Consider the following 19,629-nt stretch of genomic DNA (forward strand, 5'->3'; position numbering starts at 1 on the left):
GCGGACAGACAGGGACATCCGGTACCTGGTGCAAAGACATATCCCCTCCGGGAACTCGGCGCGCGACTGTCGACGTGCATCCCGCCGAACCTGTGGATAACTTCCGGGGACACGCTAGTTCGCGGTCCGCACGGAGCAAAATCAACTGTAGAACGCGCTCGCGTGTCTTTGCCACGGGTGTGGACGACGCTTGGGGATAATGAGCGGTCGGCCTCCCGGTTTGAGTTAACGTCGCGCGCGACGTAGCCTTAGTCGGTTGACTTATGCCTACACGGCAGTCCCGACCACGTCCCCCGGCAGAAGAGCATCGGGTGACATCACCTCCGGAGTGACCCCATGAGCAAGCGCACCTTCCAGCCCAACAACCGCCGCCGCGCCAAGAAGCACGGCTTCCGCGCCCGCATGCGCACCCGCGCCGGCCGCGCGATCCTGTCGGCGCGTCGCGCCAAGGGCCGCACCGAGCTCTCGGCCTGACCCACCCAGTGCTCGCGAAGCCGAACCGACTCACCCGCGGATCGGACTACAAAGCCACCGTCCGTCGGGGGTCTCGCTGTGCCGGAACGCACACCGTGACCTATGTCGGCGGCGCCCCGGACGAAGGTCCGGCGCGCTTCGGCTTCATCGTGAGCCGTCAGGTCGGCTCGGCCGTCATTCGCAACACCGTTCGCCGCCGTTTGAAGGCGGTGTGCGCCGAGGCGCTCCCGTTCGTTCGCGGGGGCGCCTCGGTCGTCATCCGAGCACTTCCGTCGGCCGCCACGGCCGACTATGCCGATCTCCGCGCCGACGTCGTTCGGTGCCTGGAACGCAAGGCCGCCGCGTGAGCACCTCGACGCTCCCCACCTCATCCACCGGTGTCGGACACCTGGAATGGTCGACGGTCGCGGCATCCGTTCCCCTCCTCCCCCGTAACGCCGGCCTCGCCCTTCTGCACGCGTACCGGGCGACGATCTCGCACGTCTACGGCGATGTGTGCAAGTACTACCCGTCCTGCTCCGCCTATTCGGTGGGCGCCGTGCAGCAGCACGGACTCGTCAAAGGTGCCGCGTTGACCGCGGCCCGCCTCGCCCGCTGCCACCCCTGGGCTCAGGGAGGCATCGACGATGTCCGTCCGCACCGCGCCTTCCGCCACGAACTCACTCCGCACGGCTTCGTCGTGCCCTCCCGAAAGGACTGATCCGTGCCGGATCTCATTGGAATCGTCCTCTGGCCCTTGAAATGGGCCGTCGAGCTCGTGCTGGTCGGCTGGCATGCGCTCTTCACGTCGCTGGGCATGGCGCCCGCGGCCGGTCTCACCTGGGTGCTGTCAATCGTCGGCCTGGTGCTCATCGTGCGCGCCGCGCTCATCCCGCTCTTCGTGCGGCAGATCAAGAGCCAGCGCAAGATGATGGAGATCGCCCCCGAGCTCCGCAAGGTGCAGGAGAAGTACAAGGGCAAGCGCGACCAGCTCTCCCGCGAGGCGATGAGCCGCGAGACGATGGCCCTCTACAAGAAGCACGGCACGACTCCGGTCTCCAGCTGCCTCCCGCTGCTGGTGCAGATGCCGATCTTCTTCGCCCTGTTCAGCGTGCTGAACGACGTGTCCAAGCACGCCGCCCTCGGTCAGGGTGGTGTGGGTCTGCTGACGCCCGAGCTCACGACCGAGTTCTACGATGCGCGCCTGTTCGACGTGGCATCCATGCACGTCAACCTCGTCACCGCGTGGGGCCAGCCCGACGGGCAGTTCACGGTCGCGATCCTGCTGACCCTCGTGGTCCTCATGATCGCGTCGCAGTTCTTCACCCAGCTGCAGATCATCTCGAAGAACCTGTCGCCCGAGGCCAAGACCGGTCAGGCGTACCAGATGCAGCGGATCATGCTCTTCATCCTGCCGCTGGCTTTCATCTTCTCGGGTGTCTTCTTCCCGCTCGGCGTCGTCATCTACTGGTTCATCAGCAACATCTGGACGATGGTGCAGCAGTTCATCGTCATCCGTGAGATGCCGACCCCCGGATCCGACGCCGCCAAGGCTCGGGAAGAGCGTCTGGCTCGCAAGGGCAAGGCGATCGATTCCAACGGCAAGGTCGTGGCGATCGAGAAGTACGAGGCCGAGCAGCAGCGTCTCTTCGAGGAGGCCGAGCGTGCGCGCGCGGCCCAGCCGAAGCGTCAGCAGCCCGTGAGCAAGCAGCGCGCCAAGAAGCAGCAGCAGTCGACCAAGGCGCCCGGAACGGCACCGCGGACGACCGCCAAGCCCGGCACCGACACCCCCTCCTGAGCACCCGGAGCCCATGATGACGACGTCCGAGCAGATCGCGACCGAACCCACCGCCGCCACGGAAGAGCAGCTCGAGCAGGAAGGCGACGTCGCCGCTGACTTCCTCGAGGGGCTGCTAGACATCGCCGACATCGACGGTGATCTCGCTCTCGACGTGCGCGCCGGCCGCGCGTACGTCTCGGTGGAGGCGGAAGACGCCTCGGCTCTCTCCACGCTCTCTCACCCCGACACGGTCCAGGCGCTGCAGGAGCTCACCCGCCTCGCCGTGCAGAACGCAACCGGGCGTTTCTCGCGGCTGATCCTCGACATCGGAGGCTCGCGCGACGCACGTCAGCGTCAGCTCGAGAACCTGGTGGATCGCGCGATCCAGCGTCTCGATGAGGGCGCCTCGCAGGCGTCTCTCCCGGCTATGTCGAGCTACGAGCGCAAGCTGGTGCACGACATCGCGGCCGACCGCGGTTACGCGTCCGAGTCGTTCGGTGAGGGCGCCGACCGGCACACCGTGCTGCGTCGCGGCTGACCCGTTCGACGTGACGAACGAACTGGAAGCGGAACCGGATGCCGCGACCGCGGTGTTCGGTGACCGCATCGACCTGGCTCGTCGGTTCACGCACGCGCTGGCCGAGCACGGTGAGCAGCGAGGTCTGATCGGCCCGCTGGAGGTTCCCCGGCTCTGGTCGCGGCACATCCTGAACAGCGCGGTCGCCGCCCCCTTCTTCACCGGCCGGGTCGCGGACGTGGGCTCGGGCGCGGGCCTCCCGGGCATTGTGCTGGCGATCGCCCGGCCCGACGTGGAGTTCACGCTCATCGAGCCGATGGAGCGCCGCACCGTGTGGCTGACGGAGCAGGTCGAGGCACTCGGTCTGGACAACGTCGTCGTCGAGCGTCTGCGCGCCGAGGAGTGGGCGAAGGGACGCGTCTTCGATGTCGTGACCGCCCGCGCGGTGAGCGCGCTGCGCACCCTGATCCCGTGGACGGCCCCGCTCGCGCGCGTGGGCGGTCGGCTCGCGTATCTGAAGGGCGCGAACGTCGGCGCGGAAGTGGATGCCGCTGAGAAGCAGATCCGCCGCTTCGGCGTCACCGACGTCGAGATCCACGTCGTCGGGGAGGGTGTCGTCGACGAGCCGACGCGTGTGCTGACGGCCACGGTCTCTCGGTAGCCCACTCCCATTCATTGGGAAGGAGTGGACCACGCTCTCACTCGGCGCACCGTCGTCGTCTTGGGGTAGTTTCCGGTGCCCGGCGACATCTCGAAGATGTCGATGAGCAGCATCTGCGGGTAGTTCGGTGACCGGTCGAATTCGGCGACGACGATTCCCTCGCATCCGATCGTCGTCGCTCCCCCACCCCACACGACGGTCCACGTGAGGAACTCCCCCGCGTCGTGCGGAATGGTCGTCGTGATCATGTCGGTCGTCAGACGATCATCGTGATGGGCCTTGATCCCGCACCTGATGCTCGTGTGCGATCCGAGTGCGTCGGCGTCGATCTCCGCGACGCAGATCTCCCCCGAGTCGCGCGGGTCGTCGTGCTCGGTGCCCACGAGCCAGATCGCTGTCATGCAGTCGGCGTCCGCGCTCGCGCGGAGTGTGACGTCGACGCGGCCGGCTCGTGGTGCGTAGCGGAGATCGGTGGGAGTCGGTGTCCGCACGACGAGCCCGTCGGGACGATGGCGATGGGTGCCGACCGCTGAGCCGACGGGGCCGGAGAACGTCGCGGTCTGCAGGTTGGAGACGCGGAGTGGGGCGTCCTCGGGACGCCAGTCGAGCTGGTCTTCGTCGATGCGCAATGCGAGTCCGGCCGGCGTGAATCCCCAACGCGCGACCGAGCGTTCGGGAGTCGTCCAGTGAGGCAGGTAGTGCGGGACCCAGACGTCGCTGAGGACTCCGCGCGAGAAGTCATCGTCGATGTCGGGGGCGACGCGGGGTGCGGGCGGGAGCGGATCGCCGGGCTGTCGGGCCATGAGGGAGAGTCTGCCGTGGGGGTCCGACATGCGGGCGGGATGTGCCCGATGGAGTGACGGTCATCTTGCTCGCCTCGTGTGCGCTCCCGGAGAGCGTCGTGCCTGTGCTTCCCTGGTGTGACCGTGGCCGTTCGCGCGCTCCCCCGCCGCACGGTGTCAATCAGGTGTGCGGCATGGCGACGGCGGCCGGGCCGTCTCGGTGGACTGTGTTTTCCAGCCGGCGCAGCCGCGGGGCGTTGAGCGTCTGAGGGCGGGCTGCGGGGGCGCCGGGCTGTACCGGCCGCTCGCTCGGCGGCGGGTGCTTCGTTGCTGCCCGGGGTACCGTCCTGCTCCGGACCGCACGCGCCCGTGAGCATGGCGGCGCATACTGTGCTGGGCGACTGTCCCCTGTGGGGTGGCAGCCGTTCTCAGGCGCCGGGTTGCACGGGTGTGGCCAGCCGCAGAGTCGAATGCCGTGTGCCGGAGTTCCAGCCGGGAAGTCGCGTGCTCCGTTTGCTCAGGCCGCGCGGTGGATGGTCGGCTGCGGGGTGTGGGCGCCCGCGAAACCGTGTCGCCTGACGCGGTACGCGGTCGGGTGTTCGGTGTTGGCGCGAGGAGCTCGTTGTTGCACGTGAGGGGCGCGTCGCTCATCGCTCGCTGACGTGTTGACGACGAGATCGGCCCCATTGTGCGAAGGGCCGCACCGGGTGTGTGGCTTCTTCCGGGGGCGTCTGTCGCGAGTGCGCCGCAATGTCGCGCGTCCCGGCGGGTCAGTTCGGATTCGGGCCGCTCCCGGAGGTGGGTGCGGAACGGGGCCTGTACGAGGACGGCATACGTTTGAGTATTGCCGTTTCACGTGAAACAAGGTGGCGTGTGTGCACGTCTGCTCGTGAGCCCGCGATCTCTGGCTCAGCTGCTTGTGGCTCGAGCGGAGGAGCACCGCGATCTGACCGGCGGCTTCGCGCACCGCGGACCTGCGTGAGCCGAGGGGATCAGAGAGGGCTCGACATTGATAGCGCCGTGCCCGTGGGTGGACCGGCTGGGTGGTGCTCCGATCTTTGCGGGACACCCCGCCGATGTTTCACGTGAAACATGGGCGCGCCAGCCGGTGTTGCACCCGCGTGCTGCGAAGCGGGTACGCCGACGGGACTCAGGGTCGGGTTGCATGATCAGTCGAGGGGTAGAGGGCTCCGCGGGCGCCGTGGTGTGGGCGGGCGGGCTACCTCCCGGAGTGGTCTACTGGTCTGACGCGCTTCCGTAGCCGCCCGACGGATGGAAGGACTTCGCGCGAGCCCGGTCGTGCGACGAGGCGCCAGTGCACGTGTGCCACTCCCCCGAAGTCCTTCTACGGCAGCCGCACACCGTAGGTCGGACGGCGCCCGTGCCGGGGCGATTCGCCCGCGGTGATCCGCGGTTCAGGGGCCAGCCTGGATTCAAGGAGTCGCCTGCGGGGATTGCGAGACAGGCCAGGGAGAGGCGCCAGATGGGTGTCGCTGCTCAGGGCGACGCGCAGATCGGCGAGGAGAATGCGTGCTCGGGGATTGCTGGCCTCGGCCCGCGGGGGGGGTCAGCCCCTGGGGGGCGGCACTCGCCGCACCTTCGTGCAGCGGTGGACGTGCGCGCGGACTGCCTCTGTATGCCACGGGGAATGCGGGTGGCCCTACTCGAGGTGCAGGTCACACGGCGCGGGCACCGGTGAGGCCACGGCGATCTGCGTTCTCAGCACGCGGGCCGCGGGCGCTCCTCCACATGTGGACAGCCGCGGCCGCGCACCCCGGACAATCCGAAGGTGCCGGCCTTGTGTGCCGCCGGACATGTCAGACCGGCGGTGGTCGTGCGGGCGTGGCCCACGTGTGCCGGGAAGGGCACCCCAAGATGAGTTCGTCCCTAACGTGAACCGGCTGCATCTTGACCGCGGGCAGTGTTTCACGTGAGACACGCTTCGCGATGTGCGACGCCGGGGCGATCCGCGCCCCTGGCACCCACAGATGAGTTCGTCCCTAACGCGAACCGGCTCCATCTTGACCGCGGGCAGTGTTTCACGTGAAACACGCCGCGCGATGTGTGACGCCGGGGCGGCCTGCGTCACCTCGAACCACGTCGAAGGACTCCTATGCCGAAGCGGTCGCCCGGGCAATGAGCGCATGTCAGCACACCGCCCGGCCGGGAGCGCCTCTGGCCGGCCGGCGCTCCGAGCGCGGTGGCGTACGAGTCGGGGTCGTGACCGGGCTACTGGACCAGGACGGTATGGTCACCATCGGCCGGCGGCGCAAGCCACCGACGAACCTGCCGGCGACGACGCCAGCGCTGGCTGCGGCGTTACCGCGGGACCATGTTGTCTCTCGGTGACGCATGGCGACCGGAGTGCCCACGGTGGTGGAGGTAGCCCGACCGCTCCCCTGCTCCCCTGGCCAGAGGGGTCGGGTCCTCCTCCTCGCACACTTCTACGTCTCCTTTGCGAGGCATGGAGGCGCGCGCACGATCCCCGTCGATGCCCGACGTGACCCACACACGCGTGCGGAGCAGGACGCGCCTGTCAGCAGCCAGGGGCGTGGGTGGGTCGATCGAGCCGATGCGCCGGCCTGGCGCGGGACTGGCCCTCGGTCGGCCGCCATCACGTGAGATGGGGGTCGGTGGCAGGTCACCTCGGCGCTGCGGGGTCCATCGTTTCACGTGAAACATCCGGCGTCCGTGGTGCCCGTCCCGTGCGCGCCCTGGCGACGAACTTCCTGTCGCGCGAGGGGTCACTCGCGGCCGCTGTGCTCGCCTATTCCGCCACCGGAAGCCAGTCGGAGGGCGGAGCCCACGACACAGCGTCCGCGACGCCACGGGATCCGATCCCCCATGCAGACCCTCGGCGCAAGTACGGGCCGCTCACGTGGGGCCGGTGCCACGTCGGGGTGCCGCCCACAGGAAGGGTCGGCCTGCTGCACGGGGCGGTGACGGGGCGCGCCCCAGCAAGGTCCGTCCCGATGCTGCGTCGCGCATGGTTGCGAAGTCACTCTGTCGACGGCGCGCGTCGCGGATCGCGTGCTGTGGGTGTGGCGCGCTGGTACGGCATGTCGGTGCGCTCAGCGGGATGCGGGGTGCCGCCCACAGGAAGGGTCGGCCTGCTGCACGGGGCGGTGACGGGGCGCGCCCCAGCAAGGTCCGGCCGGATGCTGCGTCGCGCATGGTTGCGAAGTCGCTCTGTCGACGGCGCGCGTCGCGGATCGCGTGCTGTGGGTGTGGCGCGCTGGTACGGCATGTCGGTGCGCTCAGCGGGATGCGGGGGCGGACGCCGGCTCGGGTGGCACCCGATCTGGTTGCCACGCGTTGCACATCGAGTGCTGTGGGTGTGGCGCGCTGGTACGGCACGCCGGTGCGCTCAGCGGGATGCGGGGCCGGACGCCGGCTCGGGTGGCACGCGATGCGGTCGCCGTGCGGCTCGCTCCACCCAGACGCAGAGACTGTCGCGTGCGTCGGCGACGGTGCGCCGACTCGTTCGGCAGTGGCTGGATGGAACGTGCGGAACCGATTCACACCCCGGCACCCGCACCCCGGACCGACGCGAGCACTGCAGGTCGTGATTGCATGGCGCACGCGCGTCGATGCGGCATCCCGCAGCAGGATCGGGGGCAGGACGGACGAGTCGCTCGCCGACCTGCGTACCGTTTCACGTGAAACATGGGCCCGCTTCCGTGCATCACTCGCGCCCGGAATTGCGTGCGACGGCGGGGGCGGACTCGCGCAGCGTCGCCCGCGGTTCGCGTCGTCGGCAACCGAGACCATCCACGCCAGATGCGCACGCTCAAAGCGCGCCGTTGCGCCGACCTCGTCCTGCAACCTCAATCGGGGCAGATCGCGCCGTAGGGCCCCGCTCCCCCAGGCGCCTGGCGTGAGCCGGGGGTGCTGCAGGAGTGGACGAGGCGTCTTGTTCCGAAGGAATCGAGCTATCGGCAGCCAGAAGCCGCCGCCGTCACCGCCGGGTCAGCTCGGGCGCGGGCATCCGTCGATGGCAGTCGCGCCGCGGCGCTGCCACCGCTCACCCACGGGCGTTCACCACTCGCGCCCCGCAGCCAGCTCCCCCTCACGCCGGCTGTTTCACGTGAAACATCCGCCACCGTGCCGAGCGTGCGGGGGCGGATGGTGCCAAGTCGCGGCGGACGCCACCGATGGGCGATGGTCCGGGCAGCACCCTGGCTCACCGCTCGCGCGTCGGGGCGCCCGTGGAGCCCCGCCCGAATCGCGGCGCCCCATTTCACACGACGCACCTGCTGCCGTTGCACACACCGGCAGCATTGAAGCTCACACGGAACGCGCGGGCGGAGTCTGACGGCTGAGCCGTTTCACGTGAAACATCCGCCGTGAGGTTTGTCCTGATTCGGACGACCACGCGGGACGGCGGTAGACAGAACGGCAGGGGGACAGTCAGGCAGCCTCGTTCCCAGCGCCCGCTCGGACTGCGGCTGCCCGTCCTCGTCAGCTGTGGTCCAGCCCCTCCGCGCAGCGCGAGCTCCACTCGCAGCAGGAGCGGCACCCGGAGGCGGCACGCACCGATGCAACAGACCGCAAAACCACCCGTTCCAATGCGCCCTCTCCCTACGCGAGCACCGCCAGCCCACGTAGACTGAGAACGTTGTCCCCGGAGATGAAGGAGCGCGTTTCACGTGAAACAATCCGGCGAGTCGTCCGGCTCGGCCTCCTTCGAGGACTCTCCCATTGCACGTGAGCTCGCGGATCTTTCGGCTCGACGCCGAGCGCTGGAGGCTGTCGAGGTGAAGCTGTCGGGACGCACCCGCGTGTTCACGGTGTCGAACCAGAAGGGCGGCGTCGGCAAGACAACGACGGCAGTGAACATCTCTGCCGCCCTCGCTACGCTCGGCGCCAAGGTGCTGGTCATCGATCTCGACCCGCAGGGCAACGCGTCCACCGCTCTCGGGGTCCCCCACAACGCGGACACGGCGAGTATCTACGACGTCCTGATCGACGAGTTCCCGCTGGCCGACATCATCCAGACGAGCCCGGAATCCCCGAACCTCCTCTGCGCGCCGAGCACCATCCACCTCGCCGGCGCCGAGATCGAACTCGTCTCACAGGTGGCGCGGGAGCATCGCCTCCGCGGGGCGCTTCGCGACTATCTCGCCAACGCGGACAACCACCTCGACTTCGTCATCATCGACTGCCCGCCGTCGCTGGGACTCCTCACGATCAACGCCTTCACCGCGGCGGATGAAGTCCTCATCCCGATCCAGTGCGAGTACTACGCGCTCGAGGGTCTGAGCCAGCTCCTCGGCAGCGTGCAGATGATCCAGAAGCACCTGAATCCCGGTCTGCATGTCTCGACGATCCTGCTGACGATGTACGACGGTCGGACCCGTCTTGCACAGCAGGTCGCCGACGAGGTCCGCGAGCACTTCTCCGATGAGGTCCTCAACACCGTGATCCCCCGCTCCGTGCGCGTCTCCGAGGCGCCGAGTTTCGGTCAGACGGTCATCGCTTACGATGGCCAATCAGCGGGCGCGATCGCCTACCGCGAAGCAGCGGTCGAGATCGTCGCACGCGACACCACCACGAAGGAAGACTGATGGCCAAGAGAACCGGACTGGGCCGCGGCATCGGTGCCCTTATCCCCACGGCGGAATCGTCGGAGGCGCGCCCCGTCGACGTCTTCTTCCCCGGCGCGAGCGCAGCGCCGGAGCCGGCGCCCGCGGCGTCGGCGAAGGACGACGCGGACGAGGCCGAGCTCGTCAGCGTTCCCGGCGCACGTCTCGTGCACATCGACCCGCAGTCCATCGTGCCGAACCCGCGGCAGCCCCGCACCCACTTCGACCCGGAGGACCTGGCCGAGCTGATCCACTCGGTTCGTGAGTTCGGTGTCCTCCAGCCGGTGGTCGTGCGCGACAAGGGTGACGGGACGTACGAGCTCATCATGGGTGAGCGTCGCACACGCGCATCGCGCGAGGCGGGGCTGACCTCGATCCCGGCCGTGGTCCGCGAGACGGAGGACGAGTACCTCCTCCGCGACGCCCTCCTCGAGAACCTGCACCGATCACAGCTGAACCCGCTCGAAGAGGCGTCGGCCTACCAGCAGCTCCTCGAGGACTTCGGCATCACGCAGGAGGAGCTCGCGACCCGGATCGGCCGGTCGCGGCCCCAGATCAGCAACACGATCCGTCTGCTGAAGCTGCCCGTGCCGGTGCAGCAGCGCGTGGCGGCCGGCGTCCTGAGCGCGGGACACGCCCGCGCGATCCTGTCGCTCGAAGACCCTCGCGAGATGCAGAAGCTCGCCGACAAGATCGTCAACGAAGACCTCTCGGTCCGCGCGGCCGAGGCGGCTGCCAAGATGCCGGGCGTGGCACCTGTTCGTCAGAAGCCGAAGGCCGGTAGTCGCCGGTCAGGCCTCGACAGCATCGCCGATCGTCTCGGCGACAAGTTCGACACCAAGGTCCGCGTCTCGCTCACAGCCAGAAAAGGCCAGATCAGCATAGATTTCGCCACGATCCAGGATCTGAACCGCATCCTCTCCGTTTTGGGAGAAGAGGGCTACACCGGCTGAACGTCGGGGCATTCCTTCCTCGGCATACGCTGGGATCGCCGGCTTTGCAGCTCCCGTGTCGGGAGGCCGACGTAGGCTGGATGAGTGACCGCGAAAGACCAGAGCCCTCGCCGCCGCGCCAGCCTCGAGCTGCTGCGCGCCGAGGCCTCGGACGAACTCGCGGTTCTGATCCACGAGCGGCTACGCGGCGGCGAAGACCCGTGGGAGTTCATGGAAGACCTTCCCAGCGTCGATGAACTCGTCGTCCTGACCCTCCGGGCCGAGAACATCGCGGAGAACGGCGGGCTGCGTCCGAACCGTTCCCGCAACTACCGCGTGCTGCGGCAGATCGCGCTCGACTATCCCCCGCTCACGCGCGCTGTGTGGCGCATCCTGGGCGAAGACGAGCCGCATCGGCGTTGGGACGCCTCGGCGCGCCTCGACGTCTCCTGAGCCGCTCCTGACACGCGCTTCGCGCGGTGGTCCGTGGCATCCATCGACGAAAAAGCCCCCGACATCACGAGGATGCCGGGGGCTTTCGCTGCGAGCGGGCTCAGCCGAGGTACGCCTGGAGGTCCTTCTCGAGAGCGAACTTGGGCTTGGCGCCGATGATGGTCGTCTTGACCTCGCCACCCTCGAAGACCTTCATCGCGGGGATGGAGGTGATCTGGTACTTCATCGCGAGGTCGGGGTTCTCATCGACGTTGAGCTTCACGATGGTGATCTTGTCGGCGTTCTCGGACTGGATCTCGTCGAGAACGGGGCTGACCATACGACACGGTCCGCACCACTCGGCCCAGAAGTCCACGAGAACGGGGCCCTCGGCCTGCAGGACGTCCTGCTCGAAGGTCGCGCTGGTCGTCACCTTGGCGGTCATGTGCATTTCTCCTTTAGATGGAAGCGTTACCGGTGGAAACCCCGGTGAGCGCGGGTTTATTCCTCAGACGACAGCGGGGTCGGGGAGCCCGTCGATGGGGCTCTCGGCGACGGCGGGCTCGCCCGCCTCACCGCGCGCGGCGAGGAAGTGCTCCACGTCGAGCGCGGCCACGGTGCCGCTGCCGGCTGCCGTGACGGCCTGACGGTACGTCGGGTCGATGACGTCACCGGCGGCGAAGACGCCCTCGACCGACGTGCGCGACGAGCGACCGTCGACCCAGATCGTGCCCTCGGCGGTGAGCTGCAGCTTGTCGTGCACGAGGTGCGTGCGCGGGTCGTTGCCGATCGCGACGAACAGACCGTCGATCGGGAGGTCGCGCTCGGTGCCGTCGACCGTGGAGCGAAGACGGATGCCGTTCACGGCGTCGTCACCGAGGATCTCGGCGACTTCGCTGTTCCACACGAACTCGATCTTCGGGTTCGCGAAGGCGCGCTCCTGCATGATCTTCGACGCGCGGAGCGTGTCCTTGCGGTGCACGATGTAGACCTTCGAGGCGAACTTCGTCAGGAAGTTGGCCTCTTCCATGGCCGAGTCGCCACCGCCGACGACGGCGATGGTGCGCTCGCGGAAGAAGAAGCCGTCGCACGTGGCACACCACGAGACACCGCGGCCGGAGAGACGCTCTTCGCCCTCGAGACCGAGCTTGCGGTAGGCCGAGCCGGTCGCGTAGATGATCGATGCCGCCTCGTGGACCTTGCCGCTGCCGAGGGTCACCTTCTTGACGGGACCGTCGAGCTCCAGCGAGACGACGTCGTCGTAGAGGACCTCGGCGCCGAAGCGCTCGGCCTGGGCCTGCATCTTGGCCATGAGGTCGGGTCCGAGGATGCCATCGGGGAAGCCCGGGAAGTTCTCGACGTCCGTGGTGGTCATGAGATCGCCACCGGCTTCGACGGAGCTCGCGACGACGAGGGGTTCGAGGTTGGCTCGGGCGGCGTAGATCGCGGCCGTGTAACCGGCCGGGCCCGACCCGATGATGATGACGTGACGCACGGTAGCGCGTTCCCTTCGTTGATTCCGTCGGATGAAACCCATGGTAGCCCCGCAATATTCCGGGGGTCGGGGGCTAGCGCCGGGGCAGGAAGCGCCGGCCGAGAGCGAGCGCCGGCGCGAGCTCGGGGGCTCGGAAGACCGCCAGGATGCCGATGTACACCGCGAGCACGACGAGTCCCACGATCGCGGCTCCCGCGGCGCCGGCTACGGCGCTGGTCGTGGTCCACCCGTCGAAGCCGCCCATGAGAAGCAGGACGCCGAAGCCGGCGGCGGCCGCCGGCAGCGCGGCGAGGGCGAACTTCCCGAGCGCGAGGAGCCACGCGGCCGTGCCGATCCCGGACAGGCGTCGGTGCAGCAGCACCGTGGCGACGAGGACCTGCACGATGCTCGCGATCGACTGCGTGAGCGCGACACCGGCGGCGAGGTCCTCCCGGGGGAGGGCCGCACCCGCGAGGACCGCTCCGCCGGCGACCAGGACGCACTGCAGGAGCGTGAAGAAGAACGGCGTGCGGGTGTCGTTGTAGGCGTAGAACGTCCGCTGCACGACGAACAGCACGGCCAGGGGCACCAGGCACAGCAGGAAGCAGAGCAGCACGGGGGCGGCGGCGACGGCTTCCGCCGGGCCGTTCGTGAAGATCCGGGTCGCGGGCACGGAGGCCACGGCCAGGGCGGCGGTGGCCGCGACGATGAAGAACCCGAGGGTACGGATGCTGCGCGAGATGTCGGCCTTGACCTCGTCGTGGCGTCCGGCGGCGGCGTGCTCGCTGAGCTGCGTGAAGTAGGGGGTGCCGATCGACAGCACGATGATCGAGTACGGCAGCATGAACAGCAGCCAGGCGTTCTGCGACGCGAAGATCGCCGGGTCCTCCCCCGATGCGCCGGAGAGCACGTTCGATTGCACGATGCCGGCGAGCTGCCCGGCGACGACCATGAGGAACGTCCAGCCGGCCAGGCGCCCGATGTGGCGCAGGCCCACGCCCTTCCACTGGAAGTCGGGGCGCAGGGCGAGGCCCGCGCGGCGCCAGAAGAAGAGCAGGACGACGGTCTGGACGACGATGCCCAGCGTCGCGGTGCCGGCGAGGATCGCGATCATGCCCGGGGTCCAGGCATCCACTCGGGTCTGGGGACCCCCGAAGACCAGGATGAAGGCGCCGAAGCCGAGGATCGAGACGACGTTGTTGACGATCGGTGCCCACGTGTACGGACCGAACACCCGGCGGGCGTTGAGGATCTCGCCGAGGAGCGCGTAGAGGCCATAGAAGAAGATCTGGGGCAGGCACCAGTACGCGAAAGCCGTCGAAAGAGCGAGCTGGTCGGGGCTGAACTTGCTGGCGTAGACCTGGACGAGCAGGGGAGCGCAGATGATCGCGAGCGCCGTCGCCGCGAGGAGCCCGACGGCGCCGAGTGTGAACAGCTTCGAGATGAACGCGCGGCCACCGTCGGGGTGCGCGGCGGCCTTGACGATCTGCGGGACCACGACCGCGGTCAGGAGGCCCGTGGAGATGATCGCGTAGATGTTGTTCGGCAGCTGGTTCGCGACGGCGAACGCGTCGCCCGCCGCGCTGATCGAGCCGATCGCCGCGACCAGCACGATCGTGCGGACGAGGCCGCTCACGCGGGAGACGATGGTCCCCGCGCCGATGAGCACGCTGGCCCGGCCGATGCTGCTCACGCGGGGTTCTCCTGGTCGTCGTGCGGGTCGAGGGTCGAGGGTTCGGCCGCTTCCGGTGGAGAGGCCGCCGCGCGGGTGCGCCGGCGGCGAGCGATTGTCCGCAGCACCCCGACGCCCAGGAACACCGCGACGAGCACGATGATCGCGATGAGCCCGATGCTCTCCCACTCGGCGCGCACCTCGACCTGCACGCTCTGGCGTGCACCGATGGGCTCGCCCGTGGGGCTGAAGAGCTGCATCGCGACGACGACCTCGCCGTTCGCGACGCGCGCCTGGACCGGGACCTCGAGACGTGTGTTGGCCGAAGCCTGGGCCTCCACCGTGGTGTTCGCCTGCACGCGGAGCCGCACATCGTTCGTCTGGGCGCGCAGGACCACGGTGATCGGCCAGGGCAGGTCGTTGTGCACCCACGGCCGCAGCGGAGCGCTGGAACTCACAAGACGGAAATCGGACGACAGGATGCCGACGGAGTCGAGCGTCTTCCGCGTCGCCGCGCGGTGGTCGGCGACGGCTGTGTGGGCGGCATCCCCCGTCCAGGCGACATTGAGTACCTGCAGCACTTCCGCCCGCTCGCGTCCCGTCAGCAGCTCGGGCTGGGCGAGGATCGTCGCGAAGCGGTCGATCTCGCCTTCGTCCGACGTGAGGGCGGACACGTCTGCGGCGCGCGACGCATCAGCGGTCGGGTCGCCCAGCGTGACCGCGGCGGCGGGGGTGTTGGCCACCGCGGCGAGCGTCGAGGGGACGTATCCGGGAGCGGATGCCACGGCGCCCAGGACCGCGCGGAGGCTGACGCGTGAGCGATCCGTGCCGCGGTCGAGCACGGCGAGAACGGGGCGGTCGGAGGTTCCGGTCCGGGCGAGAGCGAGGTGCCCCGATGCCGCGGCGAGGGACGCCCCGCGGCGAGCGGTGTCGTTCTCGCCGGCGGCGGCGGTGAGGGCGCTCGAGACCTCGGCGTCGTACACGGGCGTCGAGACCCCGTCGACGGCGGAGCTCGCGGTCGACGGACGAGCGGAGAGATTGCTGGATGCCACGAGCACACGGGCGGGGCCGTCCGCGGTGCCCAGCGCGCCCAGAGCCGCCGCGACCGAACCGTCCACCGAGTCGGTGGCGGGCCAGAACACGTTCTGGTCGGCGGGTCCGATGTCGAGGAGGGTCGCCAGGTCGGGGTACGTCGGCTGGCCGGGGGCGGTCGGGCTGGGAGTCGGGGTGGAGAGCGCCGGCGCGGGCTTCGTGGAATCCGACGCGGTCAGGTAGTACTGGAGCGATGTCGGAGCCAGCGGAGCCGTGAGGCCCGACCGGATCTGCGCCGCCAGGTCGGCGTCGCCGAACTGCAGCGCGAACCGGTCGTTCGGCAGGGCGAGCAGGCGCTGCAGCCACGCGACCGCCGTCGGGGGAGCCGAGGAGCCCAAGACGCGGATGGCCGCGGGGATCGCCGGGTCGACCGCGAGCGTCGCGGCGGAGCCGTCGACGGCATCCAATTGGGCGGACAGCGGCCCGTCGACCGCCGTCAGTTCGGCCAGTTCGCTTGCGGTCAACAGACCCTTCGTGCGCGGGGCCGCGGTGATGGGGACGACGACCGCGAGCGGGGTGAGGGCTCCGTCCGCGGGTATCACGACGACCGTCGGGGCCTTGAGCGACACTCCCCCGGCGGTCTGAGCGAGCACCGGGTACACCCCGGGGGCGCGGCCGGAGAGGGCGGGGTCGGTGCCCGGCACCGTGAACGACACCGACGTCTGTGCCGAGGGGGCCGTGGCATCCAGGGTCCCGGTCGCGATCTGCTGCAGCGTCACGCCGGACGCGTCACCGCTCAGCCACCGCGTGAGGCCGGCGTCGTCGGCGAGGGGAGTCGAACCGATCGACAGGGTCGCGGAGGCGGAGGGAACGGACGACTGCCCGGGGTTCGTGAGCGTCGTGAGCACGGCGAACGTCTCGCCCGGACGCAGGATGCCGTTGGCGGCCGGGGCCGCAGCGAGCGTCGGCGGCGTCGCGCTGGCGGAGGGGCTGGGGCTCGGCGTTTCCGCGAGCGCGGCGGCCGGGGCCGCGATCGCGGCGGCAGGGGCCGCGAGCGCGGCGGCGGGGGCCGCGAGTCCGATCGCGAGAGCGGCCGCGGCGAGGGTCGCCAGGAACCGGCGCGTGAGGGGGCGCCGCGGCACGGGTGAGCCCGAGGGCAGTGAGGTCACGGTCATACGAGCGTCGGTCGGGCCAGGCGGCCTCGGTCCGCTAGGAGTCTAGGCCCGCACACCTCGGAGCCCCCCGATAGCCTCGCGCAGACGGTTGAATGGACCGGTGCTCCCCGAACCCGACCCGATCCTGTGCCGCGCGCTCGCCGACGACCTCCGTTCCGCGGGGTTCTCGGGTGCGGCCCTGCGCGACGCCTGGGGCGTCCAGGCCGACGACGCGGTGCCGCGGGGGCTGCGGCGTCCGGCGGAGCGTGCGCTCGGCGACCGCCGCGATCCGCTCGCGGTGCTCGGGCGGCTCTGGGTCCTCGGCGCGGCGGTGGCGCGCGACGACGCGGCGGCGGCCCTGCCGCGACTCGGGCTCGACGGGGCCGCGCGCCTGGGTCTCGTCACCGAAGCCGGCGACCGGGTCGCGCCGGCGGTGCTCCTCCGGCCGCAGCCGTTCGCCGACGCCGACGGCGAGGTCGAGTGGTGGATCGCGAGCGACCTCGACGAGGCCGCGCTCGGCGGTCCGCTTCCCGAGGATCACGTGCTCGGCGTCGGCGGCGCCTCGCAGACTCTGGCGAAGCTGCAGCTCACGTGGCGCGGCGGGACGGCCCTCGATCTCGGCACCGGGTGCGGCATCCAGGCCCTCCGGCTGCGGCGGCTCGTCTCGCGCGTCGTCGCGACCGACATCTCCGAGCGCGCCTTGCGCTTCACGCGGCTCAACGCCCTGGTGAACGGCGTCGACGGGATCGAGACGCGGCTCGGGTCGCTGTTCGCGCCGGTGGCCGGGGAGACGTTCGACCGGGTGGCATCCAATCCCCCGTTCGTGATCACGCCGCGCGTCGCGGGGGTTCCGGCGTACGAATACCGCGACGGCGGGCTCGAGGGCGATGCGCTGGTGGCGTCCGTGATCGCCGGTGTCGGCGCGCACCTCGAGCCGGGCGGCGTCGCGCAGTCCCTCGGCAATTGGGAGTACCGCGAGGGCGAATCCGGGCTCGACCGGGTGCGCGGGTGGGTGGATCCGTCGCTGGACGCCTGGGTCGTCGAGCGCGAGGTGCTCGACCCCCTCGCGTACGCCGAGCTGTGGGTGCGTGACGGGGGGACCGTCCCCGGCACCCCGGCGTACGCGCGGCTCATCGACGCGTGGCTTGACGACTTCGCGCAGCGCGGGGTGACCGGCGTCGGCTTCGGGTACGTCCTGCTGCGGCGGCCGCTCGCCGGGGCGCCGACGCTCGCGCGGTACGAGCGCGTGGCGGGCGGCGGCGAGTCCGGATTCGGCCCGCACCTCGCGACGTGTCTCGAGAACCACGACCGCGCCGCCCTCCTGGACGACGAGGGGCTGGCATCCGCCGTCCTGCGGGTCGCGCCGGACGTGACCGAGGACAGGCACCACCGGCCCGGCGAGGAGTCGCCGTCGGTGATCGAGCTGCGGCAGGGCGGCGGCTTTGCGCGCACGATCGAGGTCGACTCCGCGGTCGCCGCGCTCGTGGGCGCGTCGGACGGCGACCTCCCCGTCGGTGCGCTGATCGACGCGATCGCGCAGCTGTTGGACGTGGATGCCGATGAGCTCCGCGCCGACGTCCTCCCCCGCGTGCGCGAGCTCATCGTGACGGGGTTCCTCGCGTTCGCGGACGCGTGAGGGGCGTTGCGGTCGCCCGGGCCGCCGAGACTGCACGCTGCTGACAAGTCGGTTGCAGTCTGCAGTGGAGATGTCGGCCGGATGCAGTCTCGCGGCCCGGAGGCGCGCACCCCGGCGCCGAGGCGGTCGGCGGGACCCCGGCGCGTCGGTGGCCCCGGTTAGGCTCGATGCATGCTGAACATGGCCGACGGTGTCGCGCGCCTCGGTGAGCTCGCCGAGCATCCCGTGGTCGCGACGCTGGCGCGTGTCTTCGCCGACGCGGGTCGCGATCTCGCGATCGTCGGCGGTCCCGTGCGCGACGCGCTGCTGGGTCGCACGACCCACGACTTCGACTTCACGACCGACGCGCGCCCCGACGAGATCCTCGCGCTGGTGAAGCCCGTGTCGTCGGTGCAGTGGGACGTCGGCCGCGCCTTCGGCACGATCGGCGCCAAGGTCCAGGGCGAGCAGGTCGAGATCACGACGTACCGCGCCGACAGCTACGACGGCGTGACCCGCAAGCCCACCGTCGAGTTCGGCGACACGCTCGAGGCCGACCTCACTCGCCGCGACTTCACGGTGAACGCGATGGCGCTACGGGTTACCGCGCGCACGCTCGTCGACCCGACCGGCGGCGTGGAAGACCTGCTCGCGCAGCTCCTCCGCACCCCCATCGACCCGGCGGTCAGCTTCGGCGACGACCCCCTGCGCATGCTCCGCGCGGCCCGGTTCGCGTCGCAGCTCGAGTTCACGGTCGACCCCGAGACCCTGGATGCCATCGCCGAGCTCCGCGGCACGCTCGAGATCGTGAGTCCCGAGCGCGTGCAGGCCGAGCTCGTGCGGCTGCTCCAGACCGATGACCCGGTGCGTGGCATCCGGGTCCTCGTCGAGACGGGCCTCATGGAGGAGTTCCTGCCCGAGATCCCCGCGCTGCGGCTCGAGGTCGACGAGCACCACCACCACAAGGACGTCTACGAGCACTCGCTGACGGTGCTGCGCCAGGCGATCGAGCTCGAGCACCAGCGGCATCCCGGTGACGCTCCCGACGTGCCGCTGCGCCTGGCCGCTCTGCTGCACGACATCGGCAAGCCCGCGACCCGACGCCTCGAGCCCGGTGGCGGGGTGACGTTTCACCACCACGATATCAAGGGTGCGCGGATGGCGCGCAAGCGCCTCCAGGCCCTGCGCTTCGACGCGGCGACCACGACCGTGGTGTCGCGGCTCGTCGAGCTGCACCTGCGCTTCTTCGGCTACGCCGAGGGAGCCTCTACGGCTATCTGGCCGTGATCATCGCGCCGCTGTTCTTCCCCGCGGAGAACAAGTCGCTCAGCATCCTGTCCGCGTTCCTGGTCTTCGCCACGGGCTATTTCGTCCGACCGCTCGGCGGCCTCTTCTTCGGGCGTCTCGGCGATAAGCGCGGTCGCCGGACCGCGCTGATGGTGACCGTCCTGGTGATGGGTCTGTCCTCTGTCGCGCTCGGTCTTCTTCCGACCTACGCGGCGGTGGGGGTCCTCGCGCCGATCCTGCTCATCGTGGTGCG

Annotated in this window: 16 protein-coding genes and 1 pseudogene; 12 read left to right on the forward strand and 5 right to left on the reverse strand. The window is 70.0% G+C overall.

The features are described 5' to 3' along the window. The first annotated feature begins 336 nt into the window (after nucleotides 1-336). The 6 genes from rpmH to rsmG are packed head-to-tail and all read left to right on the forward strand — an operon-like array spanning nucleotide 337 to nucleotide 3,411. Nucleotides 337-474 (forward strand): 50S ribosomal protein L34, encoded by a 138-nt coding sequence (rpmH, locus tag I5G_RS15235; RefSeq protein ID WP_022879826.1) that lies wholly within the window; start codon nucleotides 337-339, stop codon nucleotides 472-474. 8 nt (nucleotides 475-482) lie between these two features. Continuing rightward, entirely contained in the window at nucleotides 483-821 is a 339-nt protein-coding gene (rnpA, locus tag I5G_RS15240; protein ID WP_022879827.1) for a ribonuclease P protein component, read from the forward strand. 41 nt (nucleotides 822-862) lie between these two features. Then, a complete protein-coding gene (gene yidD / locus I5G_RS15245; protein WP_026095973.1) occupies nucleotides 863-1,174 on the forward strand; it encodes a membrane protein insertion efficiency factor YidD in 312 nt (103 codons plus the stop codon). A gap of 3 nt (nucleotides 1,175-1,177) precedes the next feature. Then, a complete protein-coding gene (gene yidC / locus I5G_RS15250; protein ID WP_022879829.1) occupies nucleotides 1,178-2,251 on the forward strand; it encodes a membrane protein insertase YidC in 1,074 nt (357 codons plus the stop codon). Between the two features lie 16 nt (nucleotides 2,252-2,267). Next, nucleotides 2,268-2,771: a R3H domain-containing nucleic acid-binding protein gene (locus I5G_RS15255; protein WP_026095974.1), complete on the forward strand. Its 504-nt coding sequence runs from the start codon at nucleotides 2,268-2,270 to the stop codon at nucleotides 2,769-2,771. Nucleotides 2,772-2,781: 10 nt separating this feature from the next. After that, nucleotides 2,782-3,411, forward strand: a complete 630-nt coding sequence (rsmG, locus tag I5G_RS15260) for a 16S rRNA (guanine(527)-N(7))-methyltransferase RsmG (RefSeq protein WP_026095975.1) — start codon at nucleotides 2,782-2,784, stop codon at nucleotides 3,409-3,411. 11 nt (nucleotides 3,412-3,422) lie between these two features. Here the strand turns inward: rsmG and I5G_RS15265 are convergent, their stop codons facing one another. Further along, nucleotides 3,423-4,214 (reverse strand): hypothetical protein, encoded by a 792-nt coding sequence (locus I5G_RS15265; RefSeq protein ID WP_022879832.1) that lies wholly within the window; start codon nucleotides 4,212-4,214, stop codon nucleotides 3,423-3,425. 4,628 nt (nucleotides 4,215-8,842) lie between these two features. On the opposite strand from I5G_RS15265, the gene I5G_RS15270 reads away from it, so the two are divergent. From I5G_RS15270 to I5G_RS15280, 3 genes are all read left to right on the forward strand, one after another. After that, nucleotides 8,843-9,760, forward strand: coding sequence for a ParA family protein (locus I5G_RS15270; RefSeq protein ID WP_026095977.1), 918 nt, complete (start codon nucleotides 8,843-8,845; stop codon nucleotides 9,758-9,760). Next, complete coding sequence (locus I5G_RS15275; protein ID WP_022879834.1) at nucleotides 9,760-10,731, forward strand: ParB/RepB/Spo0J family partition protein; 972 nt, start codon at nucleotides 9,760-9,762, stop codon at nucleotides 10,729-10,731. Before I5G_RS15270 ends, I5G_RS15275 begins: the two co-directional genes overlap by 1 nt. An 84-nt stretch (nucleotides 10,732-10,815) precedes the next feature. Next, nucleotides 10,816-11,163 carry a hypothetical protein gene (locus I5G_RS15280; protein WP_022879835.1) on the forward strand — a complete coding sequence of 116 codons (348 nt, stop codon included), beginning with the start codon at nucleotides 10,816-10,818 and terminating at the stop codon, nucleotides 11,161-11,163. A gap of 100 nt (nucleotides 11,164-11,263) precedes the next feature. On the opposite strand, the gene trxA is transcribed toward I5G_RS15280, so the two are convergent. From trxA to I5G_RS25975, 4 genes are all read right to left on the reverse strand, one after another. Then, complete coding sequence (gene trxA, locus I5G_RS15285) at nucleotides 11,264-11,587, reverse strand: thioredoxin (RefSeq protein ID WP_026095978.1); 324 nt, start codon at nucleotides 11,585-11,587, stop codon at nucleotides 11,264-11,266. Nucleotides 11,588-11,650: 63 nt separating this feature from the next. Further along, nucleotides 11,651-12,637, reverse strand: coding sequence for a thioredoxin-disulfide reductase (gene trxB, locus I5G_RS15290; protein ID WP_022879837.1), 987 nt, complete (start codon nucleotides 12,635-12,637; stop codon nucleotides 11,651-11,653). 73 nt (nucleotides 12,638-12,710) lie between these two features. Beyond that, on the reverse strand, nucleotides 12,711-14,309 hold the full coding sequence (gene murJ / locus I5G_RS15295; protein ID WP_022879838.1) for a murein biosynthesis integral membrane protein MurJ: 1,599 nt from the start codon (nucleotides 14,307-14,309) through the stop codon (nucleotides 12,711-12,713). Then, nucleotides 14,306-16,489 carry a DUF6049 family protein gene (locus tag I5G_RS25975; protein ID WP_187288858.1) on the reverse strand — a complete coding sequence of 728 codons (2,184 nt, stop codon included), beginning with the start codon at nucleotides 16,487-16,489 and terminating at the stop codon, nucleotides 14,306-14,308. The genes murJ and I5G_RS25975 overlap by 4 nt, the downstream gene beginning before the upstream one ends. A gap of 106 nt (nucleotides 16,490-16,595) precedes the next feature. On the opposite strand from I5G_RS25975, the gene I5G_RS15305 reads away from it, so the two are divergent. The 3 genes and pseudogenes from I5G_RS15305 to I5G_RS15315 all read left to right on the forward strand — a co-directional run. Beyond that, complete coding sequence (locus I5G_RS15305; RefSeq protein ID WP_022879840.1) at nucleotides 16,596-18,110, forward strand: methyltransferase; 1,515 nt, start codon at nucleotides 16,596-16,598, stop codon at nucleotides 18,108-18,110. Between the two features lie 171 nt (nucleotides 18,111-18,281). After that, nucleotides 18,282-19,355, forward strand: a pseudogene (locus tag I5G_RS22845) (CCA tRNA nucleotidyltransferase); the annotation flags it as partial. A 17-nt stretch (nucleotides 19,356-19,372) separates the two neighbouring features. After that, nucleotides 19,373-19,629: MFS transporter (locus tag I5G_RS15315; protein ID WP_026095979.1), on the forward strand; the 257-nt coding region annotated here is incomplete at its 3' end.

The sequence above is a fragment of the Microbacterium sp. B19 genome, from assembly GCF_000333395.1.
Classification (GTDB): Bacteria; Actinomycetota; Actinomycetes; order Actinomycetales; family Microbacteriaceae; genus Microbacterium.